This window comes from Vogesella sp. EB, from assembly GCF_001037925.1.
Lineage (GTDB): Bacteria > Pseudomonadota > Gammaproteobacteria > Burkholderiales > Chromobacteriaceae > Vogesella > Vogesella indigofera.
In genome coordinates this window covers 177,314-197,358 of the sequence record NZ_LFDT01000002.1, presented here as the reverse complement: position 1 = coordinate 197,358, position 20,045 = coordinate 177,314, and the positions used below count along the sequence as shown (strand labels likewise).

The following is a 20,045-nucleotide window of genomic DNA, read 5'->3' as shown; positions in this document are numbered from 1 at the left end:
GCGTTGCGCCTCCTTGTCGTACTACTTGTACTGCCTGCGTCGGCGCGCCTTGGCTCAGGTGCGCTGCGAGGTTTTGTTAGCGACTCTAAATCGCTGTTGCGGCCAACCTTGCTGATCATCCCTCACGCGAACGCGGCCGTCTCACGATCGCTGCACCAGGGTTGACAGCACGAAGCAGGTGTTGATGTTTTGCACGCCGGCGAGGGTGCTGATCTGGCTCCAGATCTGGTTGATGCGCTCGTGGGAGTCGGCCTCCAGCCGCACCATCAGGTCGATCTCGCCGCTGAGGATGGCGCACTCCACCACTTCCGGGATCTTGGCGAGCACGCTGGTGACATCGGCGCCGCGCATGCGGTCCTTGCGGTAGACCAGCATCACCGCGCGTACCGCGTGCGCGCTGGCGTTGCCGGCGCGGCGGATGGTGTAGCCGCTGATCACCTTTTGCCCTTCCAGGCGGTCGATGCGTTGCCGCACCGATTGCCGCGACAGGCCCAGCCGGGTGGCCAGCGTCGCCAGCGGAATGCGGGCGTCGGCAGTCAGCTCGTCGAGGATGTGCTGGTCGATGGCGTCGAGTTTCATGGTCGGTCAGCTCCGGAACGGGCGGCGGCGCCGCCCGCTAGGGGTCACAGTGTGGCAAGCGCCTGCAGTACGTCGCGCTTCAGGTCTTCGACATTCTCGATGCCGACCGAGTAGCGGACGAAGTTGAGCGGGATGTCGGCGGCCTGCATCTGCGCCGGGCTCATGGTGCCGGCCCACATCGCGGCGGTGTGGATGGCCAGCGAGTCGACGCCGCCGAGGTTGCCGGCGTTGTGCGGGATCTGCAGCGCGGCGACGAAGCGCTCGGCCTCGGCATAGCCGCCGCGCACGCCAAACGCCACCACGCCGCCGTAGCCCTGCATCTGCGTGCGCGCCAGTTCGTGCTGCGGGTGGCTCTCCAGCCCCGGGTAGTACACGCGCTCGACCTGCGGCTGCTGTTCCAGGAAGCGGGCCAGTGCCAGTGCATTGGCGTTGATGCGCTCGACGCGCATCGGCAGTGTGCGCAGGCCGCGCAGCAGCAGCCAGGCGTCCATCGGCGACAGCACCGCGCCCAGCGTGATGTGGGTGTGCCAGATTTCCTCGGCCAGCGCCTTGCTGGTGCAAATCACGCCGCCGCTCATGTCGTGGTGGCCGCCCAGGTATTTGGTGGCGCTGTGGATCACGATGTCCACGCCCAGCGCGTGCGGACGCTGGTTGATCGGCGAGGAGAAGGTGTTGTCGGCCACGGTCAGGATGCCGTGTGCGCGGGCCACGCGGGTGACGGCGGCGATGTCGGTCAGCATCAGCACCGGGTTGACCGGGCTTTCCAGCAGGATCAGCCGCGTGTTGGGGCGGATCGCCGCTTCGAAGGCGGCGGCGTCTTCCTGTTCTACCAGCGTCACCTCGATGCCGAAGCGCGGCAGCATGTCGTCCAGCAGCTTGCTGGTGCTCATGTAGTGCCGGCGCTGGCCGATGACGTGGTCGCCAGCCTTGACCAGCGCCAGCACCGTGGTGGCGATGGCGCCCATGCCGGAGGCGGTGACCAGTGCCGTCTCGGTGCCTTCCAGCTGCGCCATCACGGTTTTCACCCGTTCGTGCACCGGGTTGCCGTAGCGGGTGTAGTTGCGCGGGTGCTGCGGCTCGCTGGACATCGCGATGAACTCGGCGCTGTCCTCGGCCTTGAACACCGCCGAGTAGTGGATGGCCGGCGCGACGCCCTTTTCGCTGGTGACGTCGGCATCGGCATGGATCACCATGGTTTCCAGTTGATAGTCCATATTGTTCTCGCTGTGTTGGTTGCGCGCGGACACGGTCAGCGCGGTTGGTGTAGGTTCAGGCGCGCTTCGCCGTACTTGATCAGCAGCGACAGCACGGCGGCGATGACGATATAGAGCAGGCCGGCCAGCAGCAGCGCGTCGGTGGTGTAGGCCTCGATCGACAGCCGTCGCGCTACGCCGGTGAGGTCGAGCACGGTGATGGTGCTGGCCAGCGCGGTGGATTTCAGCTGCAGCACGATCTCGTTGCCCAGCGTCGGCGCGACGATGCCGATGGCACGCGGCACCACGATGTACCAGGTGACCATCAGCCGGCTCATGCCGAAGGCGGTGGCCGCCTCCTTTTCGCCGGCCGGCACGCCGAGAATGCCGCCGCGGATGTCTTCCGCCATGTACGCCGCCAGGTTCAGCGTCAGCGCCAAGAGCGCGCAGGAGAAGGCGTCGTCGAGCAGCAGCCACAGCACGGAATCGCGCACCCATTCAAACTGCGCCAGGCCGTAGTAGAGGATGAAGATCTGCACCAGCAGCGGCGTGCCGCGAAACGCGGACATGAACAGGCGGCAGGGCAGCGCGATCCAGCGCCGCGGCGAGGTGCGGGCCACCGCCAGCGGCACCGCCAGCGCGAAGCCGAGGACACAGGAGAACAGCAGCAACTGCAGCGAGATCCACAGTCCGTCGAGCAGCGCCGGCCACGATAGGCTCAGCAGCGAAGCAAGTTGATCCATGAGGGTTCCTTTCACGCCGGAGTGGCATAGCCGCGATTGGCGCGCTTTTCAAAGTAGGCAAACGCAGGGTTGGAGACGGCCAGCAGCAACAGGTAGACCACCGCCACCGCGGCGTAGAACACGAAGGGCTGCTTGGTGAATTGCGCGGCGATGCTGGCCTTGCGCAGCATGTCCTCCAGCCCGACGATCGACACCAGCGAGGTGTCCTTCAGCAGGTTCTGCCACATGTTGTTGAGGCTGGGCAGGCAGATGCGCCACGCTTGCGGCAGCTGCACGCACCAGAAGATCTGCCAGCGCGACAGGCCGTAGGAGCGTGCCGCCTCCAGCTGCCCCTTGGGCACCGCCAGGAAGGCGCCGCGGAACACCTCCGACGCGTAGGCGCCGAATACCAGCGCCAGCGCCACCACGCCGCCGGCAAACGGGCTGAGGCTCAGCGTGCCGGCGAAGTGGGTGTTGATCAGATTGGACAGGCCGAAGTAGCAGATCAGCAGGATCAGGAATTCGGGAATGCCGCGCAGGACGTTGCTGACCAGATAGGCGGCCTGCCGCAGCCAGCGCAGTGCCGACATCTTGGCAGCGGCGCCGGCCAGCCCCAGCAGCAGGCCGAAGCACAGCGAGGTGAACGCCAGTTCCAGGGTCAGGCCGGCGCCTTCCAGCAGCTGGGTGCTGTAGTCGAATAGTGCAGCCATGGAGAGTCTCCAGTGCGGGCCGCCGTGCTGGCGGCCCGGCGGGTGGGGTTATTGCGGCAGGATGCTGAACGGGAAGTAGCGCTTGTTGACGGTCTGGAAGTAGCCGTTCTGGTGCACGCCGAGAATGGCCAGGTCGAACTGCGCCTTGAGTTTGCTGTCGCCCTTGCGCACGGCAATGGCGGTGCCGGCGCCAAAGATGGCGTCATCGGTGATGGCCTGGCCGGCAAAGGCGAAGCCCGCCTGCTGGCCGCTCTTGGCCAGCCAGTCGTGGGCCACGGTGCTGTCGGCGAACACCGCCTGGATGCGACCGGATTCCAGATCCAGCCAGGCGGCGTCCAGCGACTGGTAGACCTTGACGTTGATGCCGCTGCTGCTCGTCGGCAGGCGGTTGCGGAAATAGCTTTCATGGGTGGAGGCGGTCTGCACGCCGACGGTCTTGCCGCGCAGCGTGGCCGGCTGGTGGCTGATGCCGCTGCCTTTCTTCGCTACCAGATGCACCGGCGCGGTGGTGAAGATGCGGCTGAAGTCCACCGACTTTTCCCGCTCCGCGGTACGCGACATCTGCGCCAGCACCGCATCGATCTGGCGGGCCTTCAGCGCCGGGATCAGCGCGTCGAAGTCCATGGTCACCCATTGACAGGTCACCTTCATCGCGGTGCACATCTTGTTGCCGATTTCGATCTCCATCCCCTGCAGCTTGCCGGAGGCGTCCTTGTATTCGAACGGGGCGTAGTCGGCGAGGGTGCCGATGCGGACCACCTGCTGCGCGTGGGCGGTGCTGATCAGGGTCAGGGCGGTGAGGGCGGAGAACACGAGCTTTTTCATGGCAATTTCCTTTGGGTGGGGGCGGCAATCACAGGATGCTGGACAGGAATTTCTGGAACCGTGGCGACTGCTGGCGGGTGAACACTTCGTCGGGGCAGCCGTCTTCCTCGATCTTGCCCTGGTGTACGAACACCACGCGGCTGGCGACTTCGCGCGCAAAGCCCATCTCGTGGGTGACCACCAGCATGGTGCGGCCGTCCTCGGCCAGCGCGCGCATCACCTTCAGCACCTCGCCCACCAGCTCCGGGTCCAGCGCCGAGGTCGGCTCGTCGAACAGCAGCACTTCCGGGTCGGTGGCCAGCGCGCGGGCAATGGCCACCCGCTGCTGCTGGCCGCCGGAGAGCTGGGCAGGGTAGGCGTGGCACTTGCCGGCCATGCCCACCTTTTCCAGCATCTCCAGCGCCTTGGCTTCGGCCTCCTGGCGGCCGAGGCCCAGCACCTTTTGCGGCACGAACATCACGTTCTGCAGCACCGTCATGTGCGCCCACAGATTGAACTGCTGGAACACCATCGCCAGTTTGCGGCGGATGCGGGTGATCTGCCGCGGGTCGGCCAGCGTCAGTCCGCCATCGCGCGTCGCCTTCATCTCCAGATGCTCGCCGTTGATGGTCAGGCGGCCGGCGTCCGGGGTTTCCAGCAGGTTGATACAGCGCAGCAGGGTGCTTTTGCCGGAGCCGCTGCTACCCAGGATCGAGATCACGTCGTGCTTGTGCGCGGTGAGCGAGATGCCTTTCAGGATCTCGACGCTGCCGAACGACTTGTGCAGGTCCTCGATGGCCAGCACCGGCGCTGGCGGCGAAAAAGCGGGATGGGCTAGGGATGTCATGGGTGATCCTCTCTTTCTCGATTTGTGGACGTCTTTTTTTGTGTGCAACTTCCGGCGGCGGCAGCGCCGCCGGCACGACGACTTGGAACCGCTTTCTAGTGCGCGCCCAGGCGCTTGCGTTTGAAACAGATCACCTTGGGCTGCGACATCTCGGCGATGGCGAAGCGCACCCCCTCGCGTCCCAGCGAGCCGTACTTGAAACCGCCGAACGGCATGCCGTCGAAGCGGAAGTCGGAGGAGTCGTTGATCATCACCCCGCCGGCCTGCAGCCGTTCCGCCACCCCCAGCGCCGTTTCCAGATGGCTGGTGAAGATGCCGGCCTGCAGGCTGCTGTCGCTATCGTTGGCCGCAGCCAGCGCGCTATCCAGATCGTCGAACGGGGCGACGATCACCACCGGCGCGAACACCTCCTCGCGCCAGACGCGGGCTGTGGTCGGCACGTCGGCGAGGATGGTCGGCGCGTACAGCGCACCCTGGCGCTGGTGGCCGCACAGCACGGTGGCACCCTCTGCGATCGCCTCGTCCACCCAGCTTTCGATGCGGCAGGCCTGCGCCTCGCTGATCATCGGCCCCATGTCGGTGGCTTCGTCCAGCGGGTCGCCCACCCGCATCGCGGCGGTCAGCTCGGTCAGGTAGCGGGTGAACAGCTCGTACACCGGGCGCGCAATCAGCAGGCGCTGGGTGCCGATGCAGTTCTGCCCGGCGGCCCAGAACGCGCCGGAGACACAGGATTCGGCGGCGTCGCGCAGGTCGCAGTCGGCCATCACGATCACCGGCGCGTTGCCGCCCAGGTCCATCGCCAGCTTCTTCAGCCCCGCCTCGCGGGTGATGGCTTCGCCGCTGACCGGGCCGCCGGTGAAGCTGACCATGCGGATCGCCTTGTCGCGCACCAGCGGCGCGGCCACCTCGCTGCCGCCGTGTACCAGCTGCAGCGCGTCGCGCGGCACGCCGGCCTGCCACAGGCACTCGGCCAGCCGCACCGCCGACAGCGGCGCCAGCAGCGACGGCTTGAGGATCACCGCATTGCCGGCGGCCAGCGCCGGACCCAGCTTGTGGGCGACCAGGTTGAGCGGGTCGTTGAACGGGGTGATGGCGAGGATCACGCCCAGCGGTTCGTGGGTGAAATAGCCGCTGCGGTCTTCGGCGCCGGCGTAGGCGTCGAACGGGATGATCTCGCCGCCGTGGCGCTTGGCCTCCTCCGCCGACAGCCGCAGCGTGTTGACGCAGCGCGCCACTTCCTTGCGCGCCTGGCGCAGCGCCTTGCCGGACTCCAGCACGATGGTGCGGGCAAACTCGGCGGCCTGCTGTTCGACCATGGTCGCGGCACGCTGCAACAACTCGGCGCGCTGGTGGCGCGGCAGCGCTGCGGCCAACGTTGCGCCGTGGCGGGCGCGGGTCACGACGGCCGGCAGCTCCTCGACCGCGGTCAGCTCGACGCTGCCGACCACGCTGCCGTCGAACGGCGACTGCACTTCGCAGTGCATGGCCTGGTGTTTGAGTGGCGCGTTCATGCTTGCACCTCCTGGCCGCGGGTCTGGCCGGCCAGCTCGATCAGGTCGGACAGCACGGCGAAGGCAGTTTCCACGCGCCCGGCGCCGGGGCCGCTGATGGTGACGCCGCCCAGCACGTCGGTGTCGAAGGTGATGGCGTTGGTGACGCCGCCGATCGCCGCCAGTGGGTGGCCGGCCGGCAGTTCGCGTGGCTCGACGCTGGCGCTGACGCTGCCGTCGGGGTGACGGGTGGCGGCGCCGACCAGTCGCCAGCTGCGTCCGGCGGCCTGCGCGGCTTGGATGTCGGCACTGGTGAGGCCGGTGATGCCGCGGCAGGCGACGTCGGCGCGGGTCAGCCCGGCCTGCCACAGCGTGTTGGCGAGGATCACCACTTTCAGCTGCACGTCGCCACCGCCGAGGTCGGCGCTGGGGTCGGCTTCGGCGTAGCCGAGTGCCTGCGCCTCGCGCACCGCGTCGTCGAAGTCGTGGCCCTGCGCCAGCCGCTCCAGCACGAAGTTGGAGGTGCCGTTGAGGATGCCGGCAAAGCCGTTGATCTCGCAGCCGCGCAGCGTGGTGCTGATCTGGCGCAGCACCGGCGTGCCGCTCATCACTGCACCCTCGTACTTGATGGCGGCGCCGTTGGCCGCAGCCAGCTGGGCAAGCGACTGCTGTGCCAGCGCGATCGGGCCCTTGTTGGTGGTGATCACGTGCTTGCCGTGGCTCAGTGCGGCACGGCAGTGCGACAGCGCCGGCTCGCCGGTGTGCGGGTCGGTGAAGGTGGCCTCGACCACCACGTCGACGTAGTCGGCGGTGACCAGCTCGAGGGTGGCGGCCAGGTCGATATGCTCGCTGATGCGGGTGGCGGGGTCGCGGCGCAGCGCGTCGGTGGCGAAGCCGCTGTCGGCGGTGGACAGCAGCGCGTCGAGATCGATGCCCTGCGGATTGCTGACCACGCCCAGGCGCAGGTCGGCCAGCGCGGTGATGCGGAAGTCGAGGCCGTTAAGCTTGCCTTGCTTGGCCTTGAGCAGGGCCACCAGGCCTTGGTTCACGCCGCCGAAACCAATCAGTGCCAATCGGAAAGTCATCGCTAGATCCCTTCGTGTTCGAGTGTGGAACTTCATGTTACGGCGGCAAAATGGCGCCAACAATCGACAAAATGAAGCTAAAAAAGATTATTTTGTTGCGATCTGGCTGCTATCGGCTGCGCTTTGCCCGTCGCCTTCCACCGGGATGAACAGCGAGGTTTTCAGGGTGTTGAGCACCACGTTGGTGGTGATGCGGCGGATCATCGGGTTGTTCTCCATCACCCGCGCCGTCAGGCGGTCGTAGGCCTCGACATCCTGCGCGGTGATGATGACGATCAGGTCGGCGGCGCCGGTCACGTAGTAGATCTGCTGGATGGCGTCGATCTGCTTCGCCCACTCGCGGAAGCGGTTGACGGTGTCGTAGTTGTCGCGCTCGATTTCCATGGCGGCGACAAAGCTCATCGGCCGCCCGACCAGCGCGCGGTCGAGCACGGCCACCTCGGCGGTGATGATCTTTTCCGCGCGCAGCCGCTTGAGGCGTTTCTGCACGGCGGAGGCGGACAGGCCGATGGCCTCGGCAATCACCTCTGCCTTGACCGAGCAGTCGCGCTGCATGATGGTGAGGATTTTCTGGTCGAACGAATCAAGCGTTGTGCTCATGGCGGGTACCGGAAAATTAGAGATAGAACGCGGTGGCCGTGTCGGCCCCCGCACAGCGGCGCACCTGGTCCAGCGCCTGGATCAGCGCGCGCTTGCGCTCGGCGTCGCCGCCGTCCAGGCGCACCACCGGCAGTTCGATGCGGTCAACGCCCGGCGGCAGCGGATAGGCCCGTTCCGAGCCTTGCTGGCGCTTGGCGATCAGCGCGCTGCCCTGCAGCGCCAGCAGCGTCATCTGCAGCGAGCAGGGGGTTGGCAGCGCCAGCGCGCCGGCCAGCGGCAGCAGCAGCGGGGGGATTTGTTGCAACAGCGGAATCTCGTACACCCCCGGCCACCAGGCGTGCGCGTGCGGCGGCCAGCAGCCGGTGGGCAGCACGGCGACCATTTCCACACTGCGGTCAGCGCGCAGCAGGGCATAGGCCTGCACCCGGCCGTCGGCGTCGGCAGCGGCGTGACAGCACAGGCCCGCCGGGTGCGGCACAGGCGGTGTCAGCGGGATGCCGGCCGGGCGCAATTGCTGCAGCAGTGCCAGCGCGTGCTGCCGCTGCGCGGCAGACAGCGGGTGACCGGCGACGCCGGGGGCCGGCAACAGCCGGCAGCGCCACTGCGGGCCGGGCGGCATCGCGACGCCGCCGTCGTGCAGCAACGGCAATTCGCCGGCAGAAAATGGTTCACGCATACGACCCCTCCCGTCTTGCTGCCGCCCCGGACCCGGGCTGTGGCAGCGACACCTTGACTGTCATTATGCAGAGAGCGATCGCGGCGAAAGCGCAATGTGATGCGCTTTTGTTACGCAGACGCGCAAATTTTCCGGTTTATGTTCCGTCTGGCTGCGTTGATGACGGCGGCAAACGTTGGCCGCGACAAAACAAAACCCGCACCGGGACGGGTGCGGGTTGCGGGGTTCAGGCCTGGTGCCGGTGGGGCTTACTTGAACGGGTAGATGTCGTTGCTGAAGTACTTGTCCTGGATCTTCTTGTAGGTGCCGTCCTTCAGGATTTTCTTCAATGCCACGTTGATCTTGGCCAGCAGTTCCTTGTTGCCTTTCTGTACCGCAATGCCGCAGCCCTGGTAGTACTTCGGATCGTTGAACACCGGGCCGACAAAGGCGTAGCCCTTGCCCTTGCCGGTTTTCAGGAAGTCTTCCTCACCGACGGTGGACTCCAGGAATACCGCGTCCAGACGCTGACTGGACAGGTCGAGGAAGGCGTCGGTGATCTTGCCGTAGACCTTGATCTGCGCGCCTTTCGGCTTCAGCTTGTCGTTGGCTTCCTGTTGCTGCACGGCGCTGCGCAGCACGCCGATGTTCTTGCCCTTGTACCAGGCGTCGTTGATCTGGGTGCCTTCCTTGGCCAGCAGGCGGCCGGGCACGTTGAAGTACATGTCGCTGAAATCGACGATCTTGGCGCGTTCCGCGGTGATGCTCATCGAGGCGATGGCGACTTCAAACTTCTTGGCCTGCAGCGCCGGCACGATGCCGTCGAAGTCCATCGCCTTCAGTTCGCACTGCAGCTTGGCCTCGGTACAGATGGCGCGGGCGATGTCCGGGTCGAAGCCGGTGATGCTGCCGTCGGCGGCCTGTTTCGAGAACGGCGGGTAGCTGACATCGGTGACGATGCGGATGGTTTGGGCTTGGGCCAGCAGTGGCAGCGAGCAGATGGCGGTCAGCGCCAGCAGGTGTTTGTAGTTCATGTTGTCTCCGTTTTCCTTTGTCGTTGCGGTGTGTGTCGCACTCCGCGGCTGTTTCTATCTTAATCGCGGACGCGTGCCAACCGTGCGTCAATTGTGTATACATTTGTGCGGCTTTTTTGCCAGTGCGACATGAAAAATCCGGCGGCGGCGCATTTCTGGCGCTTGACTGCCATCAATGCCGCGCTGGCGCGGGTGGCTACAATGGCCGCTGACCCGTCGCCATCCGGCGCGACACCGGGCCGGGACGGCTTCCCGGCACCACGCCCGCACCCCGCCATGGCCAAGAAATTCCCGCTGCACCCCAAGCACCCGGAGCGCATCTGCTGGGGCTGCGACAAGTACTGTCCGGCCAGCTCCTTGCAGTGTGGCAACGGTTCCGGCCGCACCCAGCACCCGGCCGAGATGCTCGGCGACGACTGGTATCTGTGGGGCGACTGGGGCATCACCCCGGACGACGATGCGGCGCAGCCGGCGCCCGCCACGCCGCCTGTCGCCAGCGGCAGCTGAACGCCGTCGCGGGCAAAGGTTGGCCGCAAGCCAGCGCCGGCCCGTGCCCATCGCGACCGCGGCCAGGCGCGGCCGCACCGCCCGCCACTTGCGTACAGGTGACATCGCTGTACAGAAGCGGCACCGTCACCGCTAGTCCTTTCCAGTAAGAAAAAATTTTATCTCATTGATAAGGCTGGACAATTTTTCGTGTCTGGTCGATTGTTGCGCCGCATCAAGCGCGCCGCCGGCCGTTGTGGGGCGCGGGGATTGCTGAAATGATGCGTACGCAACAGGCTGGGTGCGTCCGTTCGCGCCGCCGGCGCCGCTAAATGCCGTCACCGCGCCAGCGTGTCCCCCCGCCGTGCGCGTTGCCTGTCATCCCTATTCATCCGCTGCCATCGGCAGCGTCAGCCGCCAAGGAGTGAAGCATGTTCCTGCCCGTCATTGCCGCCCGGCAACAGCCCGTCCCGCCGTTCGCGGGGGCAGGCCGATGACGGCGCCGCTGCAGCTGGCGGTGCTGCTGCTGCCGCCGTGTTCGCCGTTCGGCATCGGCTGCTTTGCCGAACCGTTCCTGCAGGCCAACCGCCTGGCCGGCAAGACGCTGTACCAGTTGCGCTTCTATAGCTGGAACGGCCAGCCGCTGCCGATGGCCGGCGGCATGCGCTACCCGGTGAGCGGTGCGCTGCGCGATGCCGAAGCCTGCGACCAGCTGTTCGTGCTCAGCGAGGGCGTGCTGCCGTTCAGCGATGCCGCGCTGTGCTGCCATGCGCTGGCGCTGCTGGCGTCCCGCGTGTCGCTGCTGGGCGGGGTGCACTGCGGTGCCTGGTGGCTGGCCAGTGCCGGGCTGCTCGACGGCTACCACGCCACCATCCACTGGCCGGAACAGCCGGCCTTTGCCGAGCGCTTTCGCAGTGTGGTGGCGTCGCAGCACGTGTACGAGCTGGATCGCGGCCGCTTCACCTGTGCCGGCGGCCTGGCGCAGATCGACGGCACGCTGGCGCTGATCGGGCGCCAGCACGGCGTCGAGCTGGTGGAGTCCATCGCCGCGGTGCTGTGCGCCGAGCGTGTGCGCGGCAGCGACGAACGCCAGCGCGTGCCGCTGCTGGCGCGGGTCGGCGAGAAGCATCCCAAGCTCACCGAGGCGGTGATGCTGATGGAAGCCAATATCGAGGAACCGCTGACCACCGACGAGCTGGCGCGGCTCACCAACCAGTCGCGGCGCCAGCTGGCGCGCCTGTTCAAGCAATACCTCGACGACTCGCCGTCGCGCTACTACCTGCAGCTGCGGCTGGAGCGCGCGCGGCAGCTGCTGCGCAACACCGGCAAGTCGGTGGTGCAGATCGGCTTGCTGTGCGGCTTTTCTTCCGGGCCGCACTTTTCCACCGTGTACCGCACCCATTTCGGCATCTCGCCGCGCGAGGAGCGCTTCCCCGGCGACAGCGACCTCGCCGACGAGGGCTGAGCCGCCGCCTGCGGCCAACGTTGGCCGCAGGCGACCCCGCTGGCCCGAACAGTTCGTCGCCCGGATAAGCGCAGCGCCTCCGGGAACATCGGAACCCCTCCCGGATGCGCCTGTGGCTGATCCGGACGACTTGCTGACACGCGATGCTGCCAACCTTGCCCACTGCTGGCCCAAACAGAAAGCTGCGTGTCTTGATTCTGGACGGAAAGTTTGACGCACCTGCCTAGAATGGCTCCATCTCAACGCCAGATGAAGGATTCCCAGATGTCCGCTCCTGTTACCCGCCAAACCTTTGATGAAGTGATGGTTCCCAACTACGCCCCGGCCGCGTTCGTTCCGGTCAAGGGTGAAGGCTCCCGCCTGTGGGACCAGCAGGGCAAGGAATACATCGATTTCGCCAGCGGCATCGCCGTAACCAGCCTGGGCCATCTGCATCCGGAACTGACCAAGGTCTTGCACGAGCAGGTCGACCGCCTGTGGCACCTGTCCAATACCTTCACCAACGAGCCGGCACTGCGCCTGGCGCGCCGCCTGACCGAAACCACCTTTGCCGAGAAGGTGTTCTTCTGCAACTCCGGCGCCGAAGCCAACGAAGCCGCGCTGAAGCTGGCGCGTCGCTACGCCTTCGACCATTTCGGCGGCAGCAAGACCGGCATCGTGTCCTGCAAGCAGGCCTTCCACGGCCGCACCCTGTTCACCGTGTCGGTGGGCGGCCAGCCGAAGTACACCGAAGGCTTCGCCCCGCTGCCGGGTGACCTGAACCACATCGAATTCAACAATCTGGAAGCCGCCGAGGCCGCCATCAACGCCGGCACCTGCGCCGTGATCGTGGAGCCGGTACAGGGTGAAGGCGGCGTGCTGCCGGCCACCAAGGCCTACCTGCAGAAGCTGCGCGAGCTGTGCGACAAGCACAACGCGCTGCTGATTTTCGACGAAGTGCAGATCGGTGTCGGCCGCTCCGGCGCGCTGTACGCCTACCAGGCCTACGGCGTGACCCCGGACATCCTGACCAGCGCCAAGGCACTGGGCAACGGCTTCCCGGTCGCCGCGATGCTGACCAGCAACAAGGTTGCCGCCTCCTTCGTGGTCGGCACCCACGGCTCCACCTACGGCGGCAACCCGCTGGCTTGCTGCGTGGCCGACAAGGTGCTGGAACTGATCGACACCCCTGAAGTACTGGACGGCGTCAGCAAGCGTCACCAGCTGCTGAAGGACGGCCTGGCCGCCATCAACGCCAAGCACGGCGTGTTCAAGGAAGTGCGCGGCATGGGCCTCTTGATCGGTGCCGAGCTGCAGGGCGCGTTCCACAACAAGGCCAAGGACATCGTCAACGCCGCCGCCAAGCACGGCCTGATGGTACTGGTGGCCGGCACCAACGTGCTGCGCATCGTGCCGTCGCTGGTGATTCCGGAAGCCGACCTGCAGGAAGGCCTGGCGCGTCTGGATGCCACCATCGCCGAACTGGTGACCAAGGCGGAAACCGCCAAACAGGCGCAACCGGCCTAATGCCATACATGGCGGCGACCAAGTATCGCCGCCGTTTTTCCCTACAGAGGAAGAAGTCATGCTCCTAGTCCGTCCGAGCAAGCTGTCCGACCTGCCGCAGATTGAACGCATGGCGCGTTCCGACGGTCCGGTACTGCACTCCCTGCCGCCCGACCGCGATCGCCTGCAGCAGCGGGTGGATGATTCCGTGCATTCGCTGCGCGCTGACGTCGATTGCCCCGGCGAGGAAAGCTATCTGTTCGTGCTGGAAGACACCGCCACCGGCCAGCTGCACGGCACCGCCGGCATCATGGCGGTCGCCGGCTTTTCCGAGCCGTTCTACGCCTTTCGCAACGAAGTGCTGGTGCACGCCTCGCGCGAGCTGAAAGTGAACCACCGCGTGCACGCGCTGGTGACCTCGCACGAGCTGACCGGCCGCACCCGCCTCACCGGCTTCTACTTCGACGAAGCCGCGCTCGGTCGCGGCATGGCCGCGCCGCAGCTGCTGTCGCGCGCGCGCATGATGTTCATCGCCCAGCACCGCGAACGCTTCAACAACGAGATCTTCTCGGTGCTGCCTGGCGTCACCGACGACAACGGGCGCTCGCCGTTCTGGGACGCCGTCGGCTTCAAGTTCTTCCGTCGCGACTTTGCCGAGATGGAACTGGCTTCCGGTGGCCGCAGCCGCACCTTCATCGCCGAGATGATGCAGGTCGATCCGCTGTACGTGCCGCTGATCGCCGAAGAAGCGCAGCGCGTGATGGGCGAGCCGCACAGCGGCGCGCGCACCAACTACCGCTGCCACTTGGCCGAAGGCCTGGAGCCGGATCATTTCGTCGACCTGTTCGACGCCGGCCCGGTGCTGACCGCGCAGCTGGACGTGTGCCGCTCGGTGCGTTACAGCCGCCTGCACACCGCCCGCCGCGGCGTGGTCAGCGGTGCCACTGTGCCGTATCTGGTCAGCAACACGCTGACCGCCGAATTCCGTTGCCTGCTGGTGGATCTGCCGCCGCTGCAGGGCGACGAAGTCACGCTGCCGACCGCGGTAGCCGACGCGCTTGAGATCGTGGATGGCGACGCCGTGCGTTGCGTTCCGTTGCAGACCGAAGGGGGCCGCTGATGATCGTATTGAGAATGTGCCGGCCGGACGACGTCGACGCGCTGGTGATGCTGGGCCACAAGGCCGGCCCCGGCCTGACCACGCTGAAGCCGGACCCGGTCGCGCAGGGCGCGCGCCTTGAGCGCGTGCAGCGCACCATCGCCGGCGAACTGCCACTGGCCGAGCAGGGCTATCTGTTCGTGCTGGAAGACACGGCCAGCGGCAAGGTGGTGGGGGTGTGCGGCATCGAGGTCGCCGTCGGTCTCGACCAGGCGTTCTGGACCTACCGCATGGACACCTTCGTGCACGCCAGCCGCGAGCTGGGGCTGTGGACGCGCATGGACAAGCTGCACATGTCGCACGGCCTGACCGGCTATTCCGAGCTGTGCACGCTGTTCCTCGACCCGGATTTCCGCGTCAACGGCAACGGCTCGCTGCTGTCCAAGGCGCGCTTCATGTTCATCGGCCAGTTCCGCGAACGCTTTGCCGAGCGCATCTGCGCCGAAATGCGCGGCTACTTCGACGAAAACGGCGAATCGCCATTCTGGAAGGCGCTGGGCGCGCACTTCTACCGCATCGACTTTCACGAGGCCGACCGCCTGGTGGCGCTGGGCAAGAAGTCCTTCCTCGCCGAGCTGATGCCGCGCTACCCGGTGTACATCGACTTCCTGCCGCAGGACGCCCGCGACTGCATCGGCAAGGTGCACAAGGAAACCGAACCGGCGCGCCGCATGCTGGAAGTGGAAGGCCTGCGCCTGGAACAGCACGTGGACATCTTCGAAGGCGGCCCGGTGCTGGAAGCCCGCATCGACGACCTGCGCGTGATGCGCGACAGCCGGCTGTGCCAGGTGGAAATCGTGGCCGAAACCGCCGCCGACGCGCCGCGCCAGCTGGTGGCCAACGGCGAGCTGGCCGACTTCCGCGTGATCCTGGCTGCGGCCAACGTCAGCGATGGCGTGGTGCATCTCGGTGCCGAACAGGCGCGTGCGCTGCAGGTGAAAGCCGGCGACCGTGTGCGCGTGATGCCGCAGAACCCGGCCAAGTAAACCGAACACTTATTGCCGGCAGCACACGCTGCCGGTTGACCAACACAACCGGGTGCCTCGAAAAGCTAGCGTTTTCGAGGTGTCCAGACAGGATATACAGCAATGAGCCAACTCTTCATCGACGGCGCCTGGACCAGCGGTCGCGGCGCATCCTTCGTCTCGCTCAACCCGGCCAACGGCCAGCCGGTATGGGAAGGCCACGCCGCCTCTGCCGCCGACATCGGCGCCGCCTTTGCCGCCGCGCGCCGCGCGTTTGACGACTGGCGCTGCCGCTCGCTGGACGAGCGCATCGCGCTGGTACGCCGCTTTGCCGAAGTGCTGGGCGAGCACAAGGAAGAGATGGCCCGCGCCATCGGCGTGGAAACCGGCAAGCCGCTGTGGGAGTCGCGCCAGGAAGTGGCGGCGATGGTGGGCAAGATCGACATCTCCATCCGCGCCTACAACGAGCGCACCGGTGAAAAGCGCGGCGAGCTGGCCGGCGACGCCACCGTGCTGCGCCACCGTCCGCACGGCGTGCTGGCGGTGTACGGCCCGTACAACTTCCCCGGCCACCTGCCGAACGGCCACATCGTGCCAGCGCTGATCGCCGGCAACACCATCCTGTTCAAGCCATCGGAACTGACCCCGCTGGTGGCCGAGCTCACCGTCAAGCTGTGGGAAAAGGCCGGCGCGCCGGCTGGCGTGATCAACCTGCTGCAGGGCGAGCGCGATACCGGCATCGCCTTGGCGCAACACCCGATGCTGGACGGCCTGCTGTTCACCGGCAGCTCCGCCACCGGCGTGGCGCTGCACAAGCAGTTCGCCGGCCGCCCGGGCTTCATGCTGGCGCTGGAAATGGGCGGCAACAACCCGATGGTGGTGGCGGAAGTCGACAATCTGGACGGCGCCGTGCATCACGCCATCCAGTCGTCCTTCCTGTCGGCCGGCCAGCGCTGCACCTGCGCGCGCCGCCTGCTGGTGCCGCACGGCGAGTTCGGCGACCGTTTCATCGCCCGCTTTGCCGAAGTGGCCGCCAAGCTCACCGTCGGCGACTACGATGCCGAGCAGCAGCCGTTCATGGGCGCCATGGTGTCGCTGAAGGCGGCACAGGGCATGCTGGCGGCACAGGACAAGCTGCTGGCCATGGGCGCCAAGTCCATCCTGGCCATGCGCCAGCTGCAGGACGGCAAGGCCTTCGTGACCCCGGCCATCCTGGATGTGACCGCCATCGCCGGCCAGCTGCCGGACGAGGAGTACTTCGGCCCGCTGAGCCAGATCATCCGCTACCACGACTTCGACGAAGCGCTGCAGATCGCCAACCGTACCCAGTACGGCCTGTCCGCCGCGCTGCTGGCCGACGACGCGGCGCTGTGGCAGCGCTTCAACCGGGACATCCGCGCCGGCGTGGTGAACTGGAACAAGCCGACCAACGGCGCCTCCTCCGCCGCTCCGTTCGGTGGTACCGGCCTGTCCGGCAACCATCGCCCGGGCGCGTTCTACGCTGCCGACTACTGCGCCTACCCGATGGCATCGGTCGAGGCGGGCGAGCTGACGCTGCCGGCGCAGCTGTCGCCGGGCATGACTTTCTGAGGGTGTTGTTTCTGCTCATTGACAGCCCGCTTCGGCGGGCTTTTTTCATGCTGCGGCCAACGTTGTGCGGCCGACAAGGTTGGCCGCACGTGCCCAGATCCTGTTCAAAGTCTCGCGCGTTCACGCGAGACAAGGCGAAAACGACTGAGGACGCGGTGTTTGGCTGGACATGAACAAGCCTGCCGAAGGCATTTTCAACGCGGTATCGCCCCGTGAGAACCGCCGCAGCAGACATTGAACAGGCTCTCAGGACTTGCCACGCAGGTAGTCGGCGACCGCCGCCGGCGGCAAGGGGCGCGCCTCGAGAAAGCCCTGCATCTCGTCGCAGCCGTTGGCCAGCAGCCAGGCCTGCTGCGCCGGGGTTTCCACGCCCTCGGCCACGGTGTTGCAGGCCAGCTGTTGCGCCAGGGTGATGATGGTGCGCGCCACCGCGCGGCCTTCCTCGCGGTCGAGATTGCGCACGAAGGCGAGGTCGATCTTCAGCACCGACACCGGCAGCTGCTGCAGGTAGGCGAGCGAGGAGTAGCCGGTGCCGAAGTCGTCGAGCGCGAGGTGCAGCCCCAGCCCACGCAGCTGCTGCAGCACCGGCAGCGCCCATTGCAGGTTTTCCATCGCCGCGGTCTCGGTGATTTCCAGCTCCAGCTGTGCCGGTGCCACGCCGTGGCGCTGGCAGCTTTGCAGCAGCCAGTCCTGCAGCCCGGCATCGCCGAGCTGGCGCGGCGACAGGTTGATCGCCATGCGGCCAGCCTGGTAGCCGTCGCGCTGCCAGGCGGCACGCTGCGCGATGGCCTGATCCAGCGTCCAGCGCCCGAGGCGGAGGATGAAGCCGGTTTCTTCCGCCACCGGGATGAACTCGCCGGGGCTGATGGCGCCCTCGGCCGCCTGCCAGCGCAGCAGCGCCTCGAAGCCGGCGACGCTGCCGTCGCGCAGCCGCACCCGAGGCTGGTACACCATGGAAAATTGTTGCTGCTGCAGCGCCAGCGCCATCTGGCCGGCCAGCTGCAGCCAGCGTCGGGTACGTGCCGGTTCGCAGTCGCTGAACGCCACCACCGGCGTGCTGATGCTGCGCTTGGCGGCGGTCATCGCCATTTCGGCGTGCTGCAGCAGCTGGCTGGCCTGATCGCCGTCCTCCGGATAGCGGCAGTAGCCGGCACGGGCGCCGGCCTGAAGCTCGATGCCGCCGGGCAGCACGAACGGTGCGGCAAAGGCTTCCAGCAGTTGCTGCGCGCGCGGCAGCGGCTGGCGCTGGCCCGGCATCAGCACCGCGAAGCTGTCGCCCTGCAGCCGCGTCAGCTGCTCGTCGGGGTGCAGCAGGCCTTGCAGGCGCTGGCTGCTGGCCACCAGCAGCGCATCGCCGCTGTCGTGGCCGAACACCTGGTTGATGCGCCCCAGCGCGTCGATATTGCACAGCAGCAGCGCGCCGTGCGGGCACTGCTGCAGGCTGGCATCCAGCTGCTGGATGGTGGCATGGCGGTTGGGCAGTCCGGTCAGTTCGTCGTTGAGCGCCAGCCATTGCAGTTGCGAGGTCTGCTGCACCTGCACGCTGATGTCGCTGACAAAGGCCAGCACATAGGCGTGCTGGCCCCAGTGCAGCGGTGCCAGCTCGACGCTGGCGTGAAACTGGCTGCCGTCGCAGCGCTCGGCGGTCACCTGCTGGCGTTCGCTCATGCGGCGCACGCTGGCCGCGGCGTGGTAGCCGCTGCGGTGCTGGCGGTGTGCGCCGCGCAGTGCGCTGGGCACCAGCTGGTCGATGTGGCCGCCGTCGAGCGCGCCCGGCGCGGCATGGAACAGCTGTTCCGCCGCCGGATTGCTGCTGACGATGCGGCCGTCCTGATCCACCACCAGAATGCCCAGCGGTGCGCCGGAAACCAGCGCGTGCAGGCGGTTGCGCGCGTCCTCGTGCGCGGTCTTTTCCACGGCCAGTTGCTGGTAGGGTTGCAGCAGGCGGGTTTCGATCACCCCGCGCAGGAAGAAGCCCTGGCCGATGACCTTGAACACGTGGCCGAGGCCGTTGGCGACATCGTCCACCAGCTGGTAGAAGCAGAAAAACAGCTCGCCGAAGGCCAGCACCAGCAGGCCGGCGGTCAGCCACTGCCCGGCGAAGATGGACTGCTGCGCGCGGTGCACGCGAAAGGCCAGCAGCAGGTAGCCGCCCACCAGCAGCCACTCCAGCGCGATTTTCAGCGCGGTCAGGCCGCTACCGGGCTGGTACAGCACCGGCAGCCTGCCGTACAGGCCGACGCCGAGCAGCGCCACCAGCGCGCCGTACAGCCACAGCAGCGGAATGGCGCGTCGCTGTTGCGGGGGCGGCAGCAGCATGCACAGGATCGCCAGCGCCACCATCGCGCGCGCGCCCAGCCACAGCACGATGGCCTTTTGCGGGGTGTTGGTGGTGACGAAGGCCGGCAGCAGCGCGTAGGACACGGTGTGCAGGGTGTCCAGTGCCGCGATCACCGCGAAGCCGACCGCCAGCACCCGTAGCGGGCGGCTGCTGTCGGTGCGGAACCAGGCCATCACCGCCACCAGCAGGCTCATGGCGATGGACAGGATTTCCAGCATGGTGTGAATGGCGGCATAGCCGGGCAGGCGTGCCCAGCCCGGCGACACCAGTTGCAACAGCAGCATCAGCGAGATCAGGAAGCACAGCAGCAGCGCCAGCGGCAGCGGGGTCGCGGTGTTGGCAGACGGCGTACTGGCGGGCCAGGACAGAGATAGCATGCGGGCGGGCTTTCGGCTGGGGTCGCAAAATGATGATTCAGCATAGCCACCCGGTGCCGGCGGCGGCAAATTATCACTTTACCTTAAGTCATGCTTGCCATGCTGCTACGGCATGCTGGAACTTGATCTGACCCCACTGCCAGTGTGGCAATGCCGACAACGGCCGCAGCAGCCGTCCACCTGCGCCAGCAGCCATGTGCGAAAAGACGCACCTTGTCGACGTCGGGGTGGGGTAGAACCGTAGCCCGGATAAGCCACAGGCGCATCCGGGTAGGCGGTGTCTGATTTTCCCGGATGCGCTGCGTATATCCGGGCGACGAGAGCGCCACCTGTGCCCGCCGCCATCTGCGGAACACGTGCACCTTGTGGACGCCGGGGCGGGGTGGGCGTGTCTATAGTGTGATCAAGCTAACCGCAACAACAGGCGGACTACGCTGCAAGACGGCGGGCGCCGTTTT

At 66.8% G+C, this 20,045-nt stretch carries 18 protein-coding genes; 6 read left to right on the top strand and 12 right to left on the bottom strand.

All coding sequences use genetic code 11. The features are described from left to right. Nucleotides 1-141: 141 nt before the first annotated feature. The 11 genes from ACG97_RS02365 to ACG97_RS02315 form a co-directional block, all read right to left on the bottom strand. Entirely contained in the window at nucleotides 142-579 is a 438-nt protein-coding gene (locus ACG97_RS02365; protein WP_047965706.1) for an Lrp/AsnC family transcriptional regulator, read from the bottom strand. 44 nt (nucleotides 580-623) lie between these two features. Beyond that, nucleotides 624-1,793: a PLP-dependent aspartate aminotransferase family protein gene (locus tag ACG97_RS02360; protein WP_047965799.1), complete on the bottom strand. Its 1,170-nt coding sequence runs from the start codon at nucleotides 1,791-1,793 to the stop codon at nucleotides 624-626. A 35-nt stretch (nucleotides 1,794-1,828) separates the two neighbouring features. Continuing rightward, nucleotides 1,829-2,515 (bottom strand): ABC transporter permease, encoded by a 687-nt coding sequence (locus tag ACG97_RS02355; RefSeq protein WP_047965705.1) that lies wholly within the window; start codon nucleotides 2,513-2,515, stop codon nucleotides 1,829-1,831. A gap of 11 nt (nucleotides 2,516-2,526) precedes the next feature. Then, entirely contained in the window at nucleotides 2,527-3,204 is a 678-nt protein-coding gene (locus tag ACG97_RS02350) for an ABC transporter permease (protein WP_047965704.1), read from the bottom strand. Nucleotides 3,205-3,252: 48 nt separating this feature from the next. Further along, the gene (locus ACG97_RS02345) at nucleotides 3,253-4,029 is read right to left on the bottom strand and encodes a transporter substrate-binding domain-containing protein (protein WP_047965703.1); all 777 of its coding nucleotides are present in this window, start codon (nucleotides 4,027-4,029) and stop codon (nucleotides 3,253-3,255) included. A gap of 28 nt (nucleotides 4,030-4,057) precedes the next feature. Further along, the gene (locus tag ACG97_RS02340; RefSeq protein WP_047965702.1) at nucleotides 4,058-4,855 is read right to left on the bottom strand and encodes an ABC transporter ATP-binding protein; all 798 of its coding nucleotides are present in this window, start codon (nucleotides 4,853-4,855) and stop codon (nucleotides 4,058-4,060) included. 95 nt (nucleotides 4,856-4,950) lie between these two features. After that, complete coding sequence (locus tag ACG97_RS02335) at nucleotides 4,951-6,366, bottom strand: aldehyde dehydrogenase family protein (protein ID WP_047965701.1); 1,416 nt, start codon at nucleotides 6,364-6,366, stop codon at nucleotides 4,951-4,953. Then, the gene (locus ACG97_RS02330) at nucleotides 6,363-7,430 is read right to left on the bottom strand and encodes a homoserine dehydrogenase (protein WP_047965700.1); all 1,068 of its coding nucleotides are present in this window, start codon (nucleotides 7,428-7,430) and stop codon (nucleotides 6,363-6,365) included. Before ACG97_RS02330 ends, ACG97_RS02335 begins: the two co-directional genes overlap by 4 nt. 87 nt (nucleotides 7,431-7,517) lie before the next feature. Then, nucleotides 7,518-8,030, bottom strand: coding sequence for an Lrp/AsnC family transcriptional regulator (locus tag ACG97_RS02325; RefSeq protein WP_047965699.1), 513 nt, complete (start codon nucleotides 8,028-8,030; stop codon nucleotides 7,518-7,520). A gap of 16 nt (nucleotides 8,031-8,046) precedes the next feature. Next, entirely contained in the window at nucleotides 8,047-8,706 is a 660-nt protein-coding gene (locus ACG97_RS02320; RefSeq protein ID WP_156167869.1) for a hypothetical protein, read from the bottom strand. 248 nt (nucleotides 8,707-8,954) lie between these two features. Next, nucleotides 8,955-9,719 (bottom strand): transporter substrate-binding domain-containing protein, encoded by a 765-nt coding sequence (locus tag ACG97_RS02315; protein WP_047965698.1) that lies wholly within the window; start codon nucleotides 9,717-9,719, stop codon nucleotides 8,955-8,957. Nucleotides 9,720-9,995: 276 nt separating this feature from the next. Here ACG97_RS02315 and ACG97_RS02310 point away from each other — a divergent pair, with 276 nt between their 5' ends. The 6 genes from ACG97_RS02310 to astD all read left to right on the top strand — a co-directional run bounded on the left by ACG97_RS02310 (nucleotide 9,996) and on the right by astD (nucleotide 16,869). Further along, a complete protein-coding gene (locus tag ACG97_RS02310) occupies nucleotides 9,996-10,226 on the top strand; it encodes a DUF3079 domain-containing protein (RefSeq protein ID WP_047965797.1) in 231 nt (76 codons plus the stop codon). 472 nt (nucleotides 10,227-10,698) lie between these two features. Continuing rightward, nucleotides 10,699-11,670 carry a GlxA family transcriptional regulator gene (locus ACG97_RS02305; RefSeq protein ID WP_047965697.1) on the top strand — a complete coding sequence of 324 codons (972 nt, stop codon included), beginning with the start codon at nucleotides 10,699-10,701 and terminating at the stop codon, nucleotides 11,668-11,670. A gap of 264 nt (nucleotides 11,671-11,934) precedes the next feature. Next, entirely contained in the window at nucleotides 11,935-13,176 is a 1,242-nt protein-coding gene (locus tag ACG97_RS02300) for an aspartate aminotransferase family protein (RefSeq protein ID WP_047965796.1), read from the top strand. A 58-nt stretch (nucleotides 13,177-13,234) separates the two neighbouring features. Then, the gene (locus ACG97_RS02295) at nucleotides 13,235-14,275 is read left to right on the top strand and encodes an arginine N-succinyltransferase (RefSeq protein ID WP_047965696.1); all 1,041 of its coding nucleotides are present in this window, start codon (nucleotides 13,235-13,237) and stop codon (nucleotides 14,273-14,275) included. Continuing rightward, nucleotides 14,275-15,300: an arginine N-succinyltransferase gene (astA, locus tag ACG97_RS02290; protein ID WP_047965695.1), complete on the top strand. Its 1,026-nt coding sequence runs from the start codon at nucleotides 14,275-14,277 to the stop codon at nucleotides 15,298-15,300. Before ACG97_RS02295 ends, astA begins: the two co-directional genes overlap by 1 nt. A 102-nt stretch (nucleotides 15,301-15,402) precedes the next feature. Further along, nucleotides 15,403-16,869 carry a succinylglutamate-semialdehyde dehydrogenase gene (astD, locus tag ACG97_RS02285; protein WP_047965694.1) on the top strand — a complete coding sequence of 489 codons (1,467 nt, stop codon included), beginning with the start codon at nucleotides 15,403-15,405 and terminating at the stop codon, nucleotides 16,867-16,869. 246 nt (nucleotides 16,870-17,115) lie between these two features. Here the strand turns inward: astD and ACG97_RS02280 are convergent, their stop codons facing one another. Further along, nucleotides 17,116-19,587, bottom strand: a complete 2,472-nt coding sequence (locus tag ACG97_RS02280; protein ID WP_047965693.1) for a bifunctional diguanylate cyclase/phosphodiesterase — start codon at nucleotides 19,585-19,587, stop codon at nucleotides 17,116-17,118. Nucleotides 19,588-20,045 lie beyond the last annotated feature (458 nt).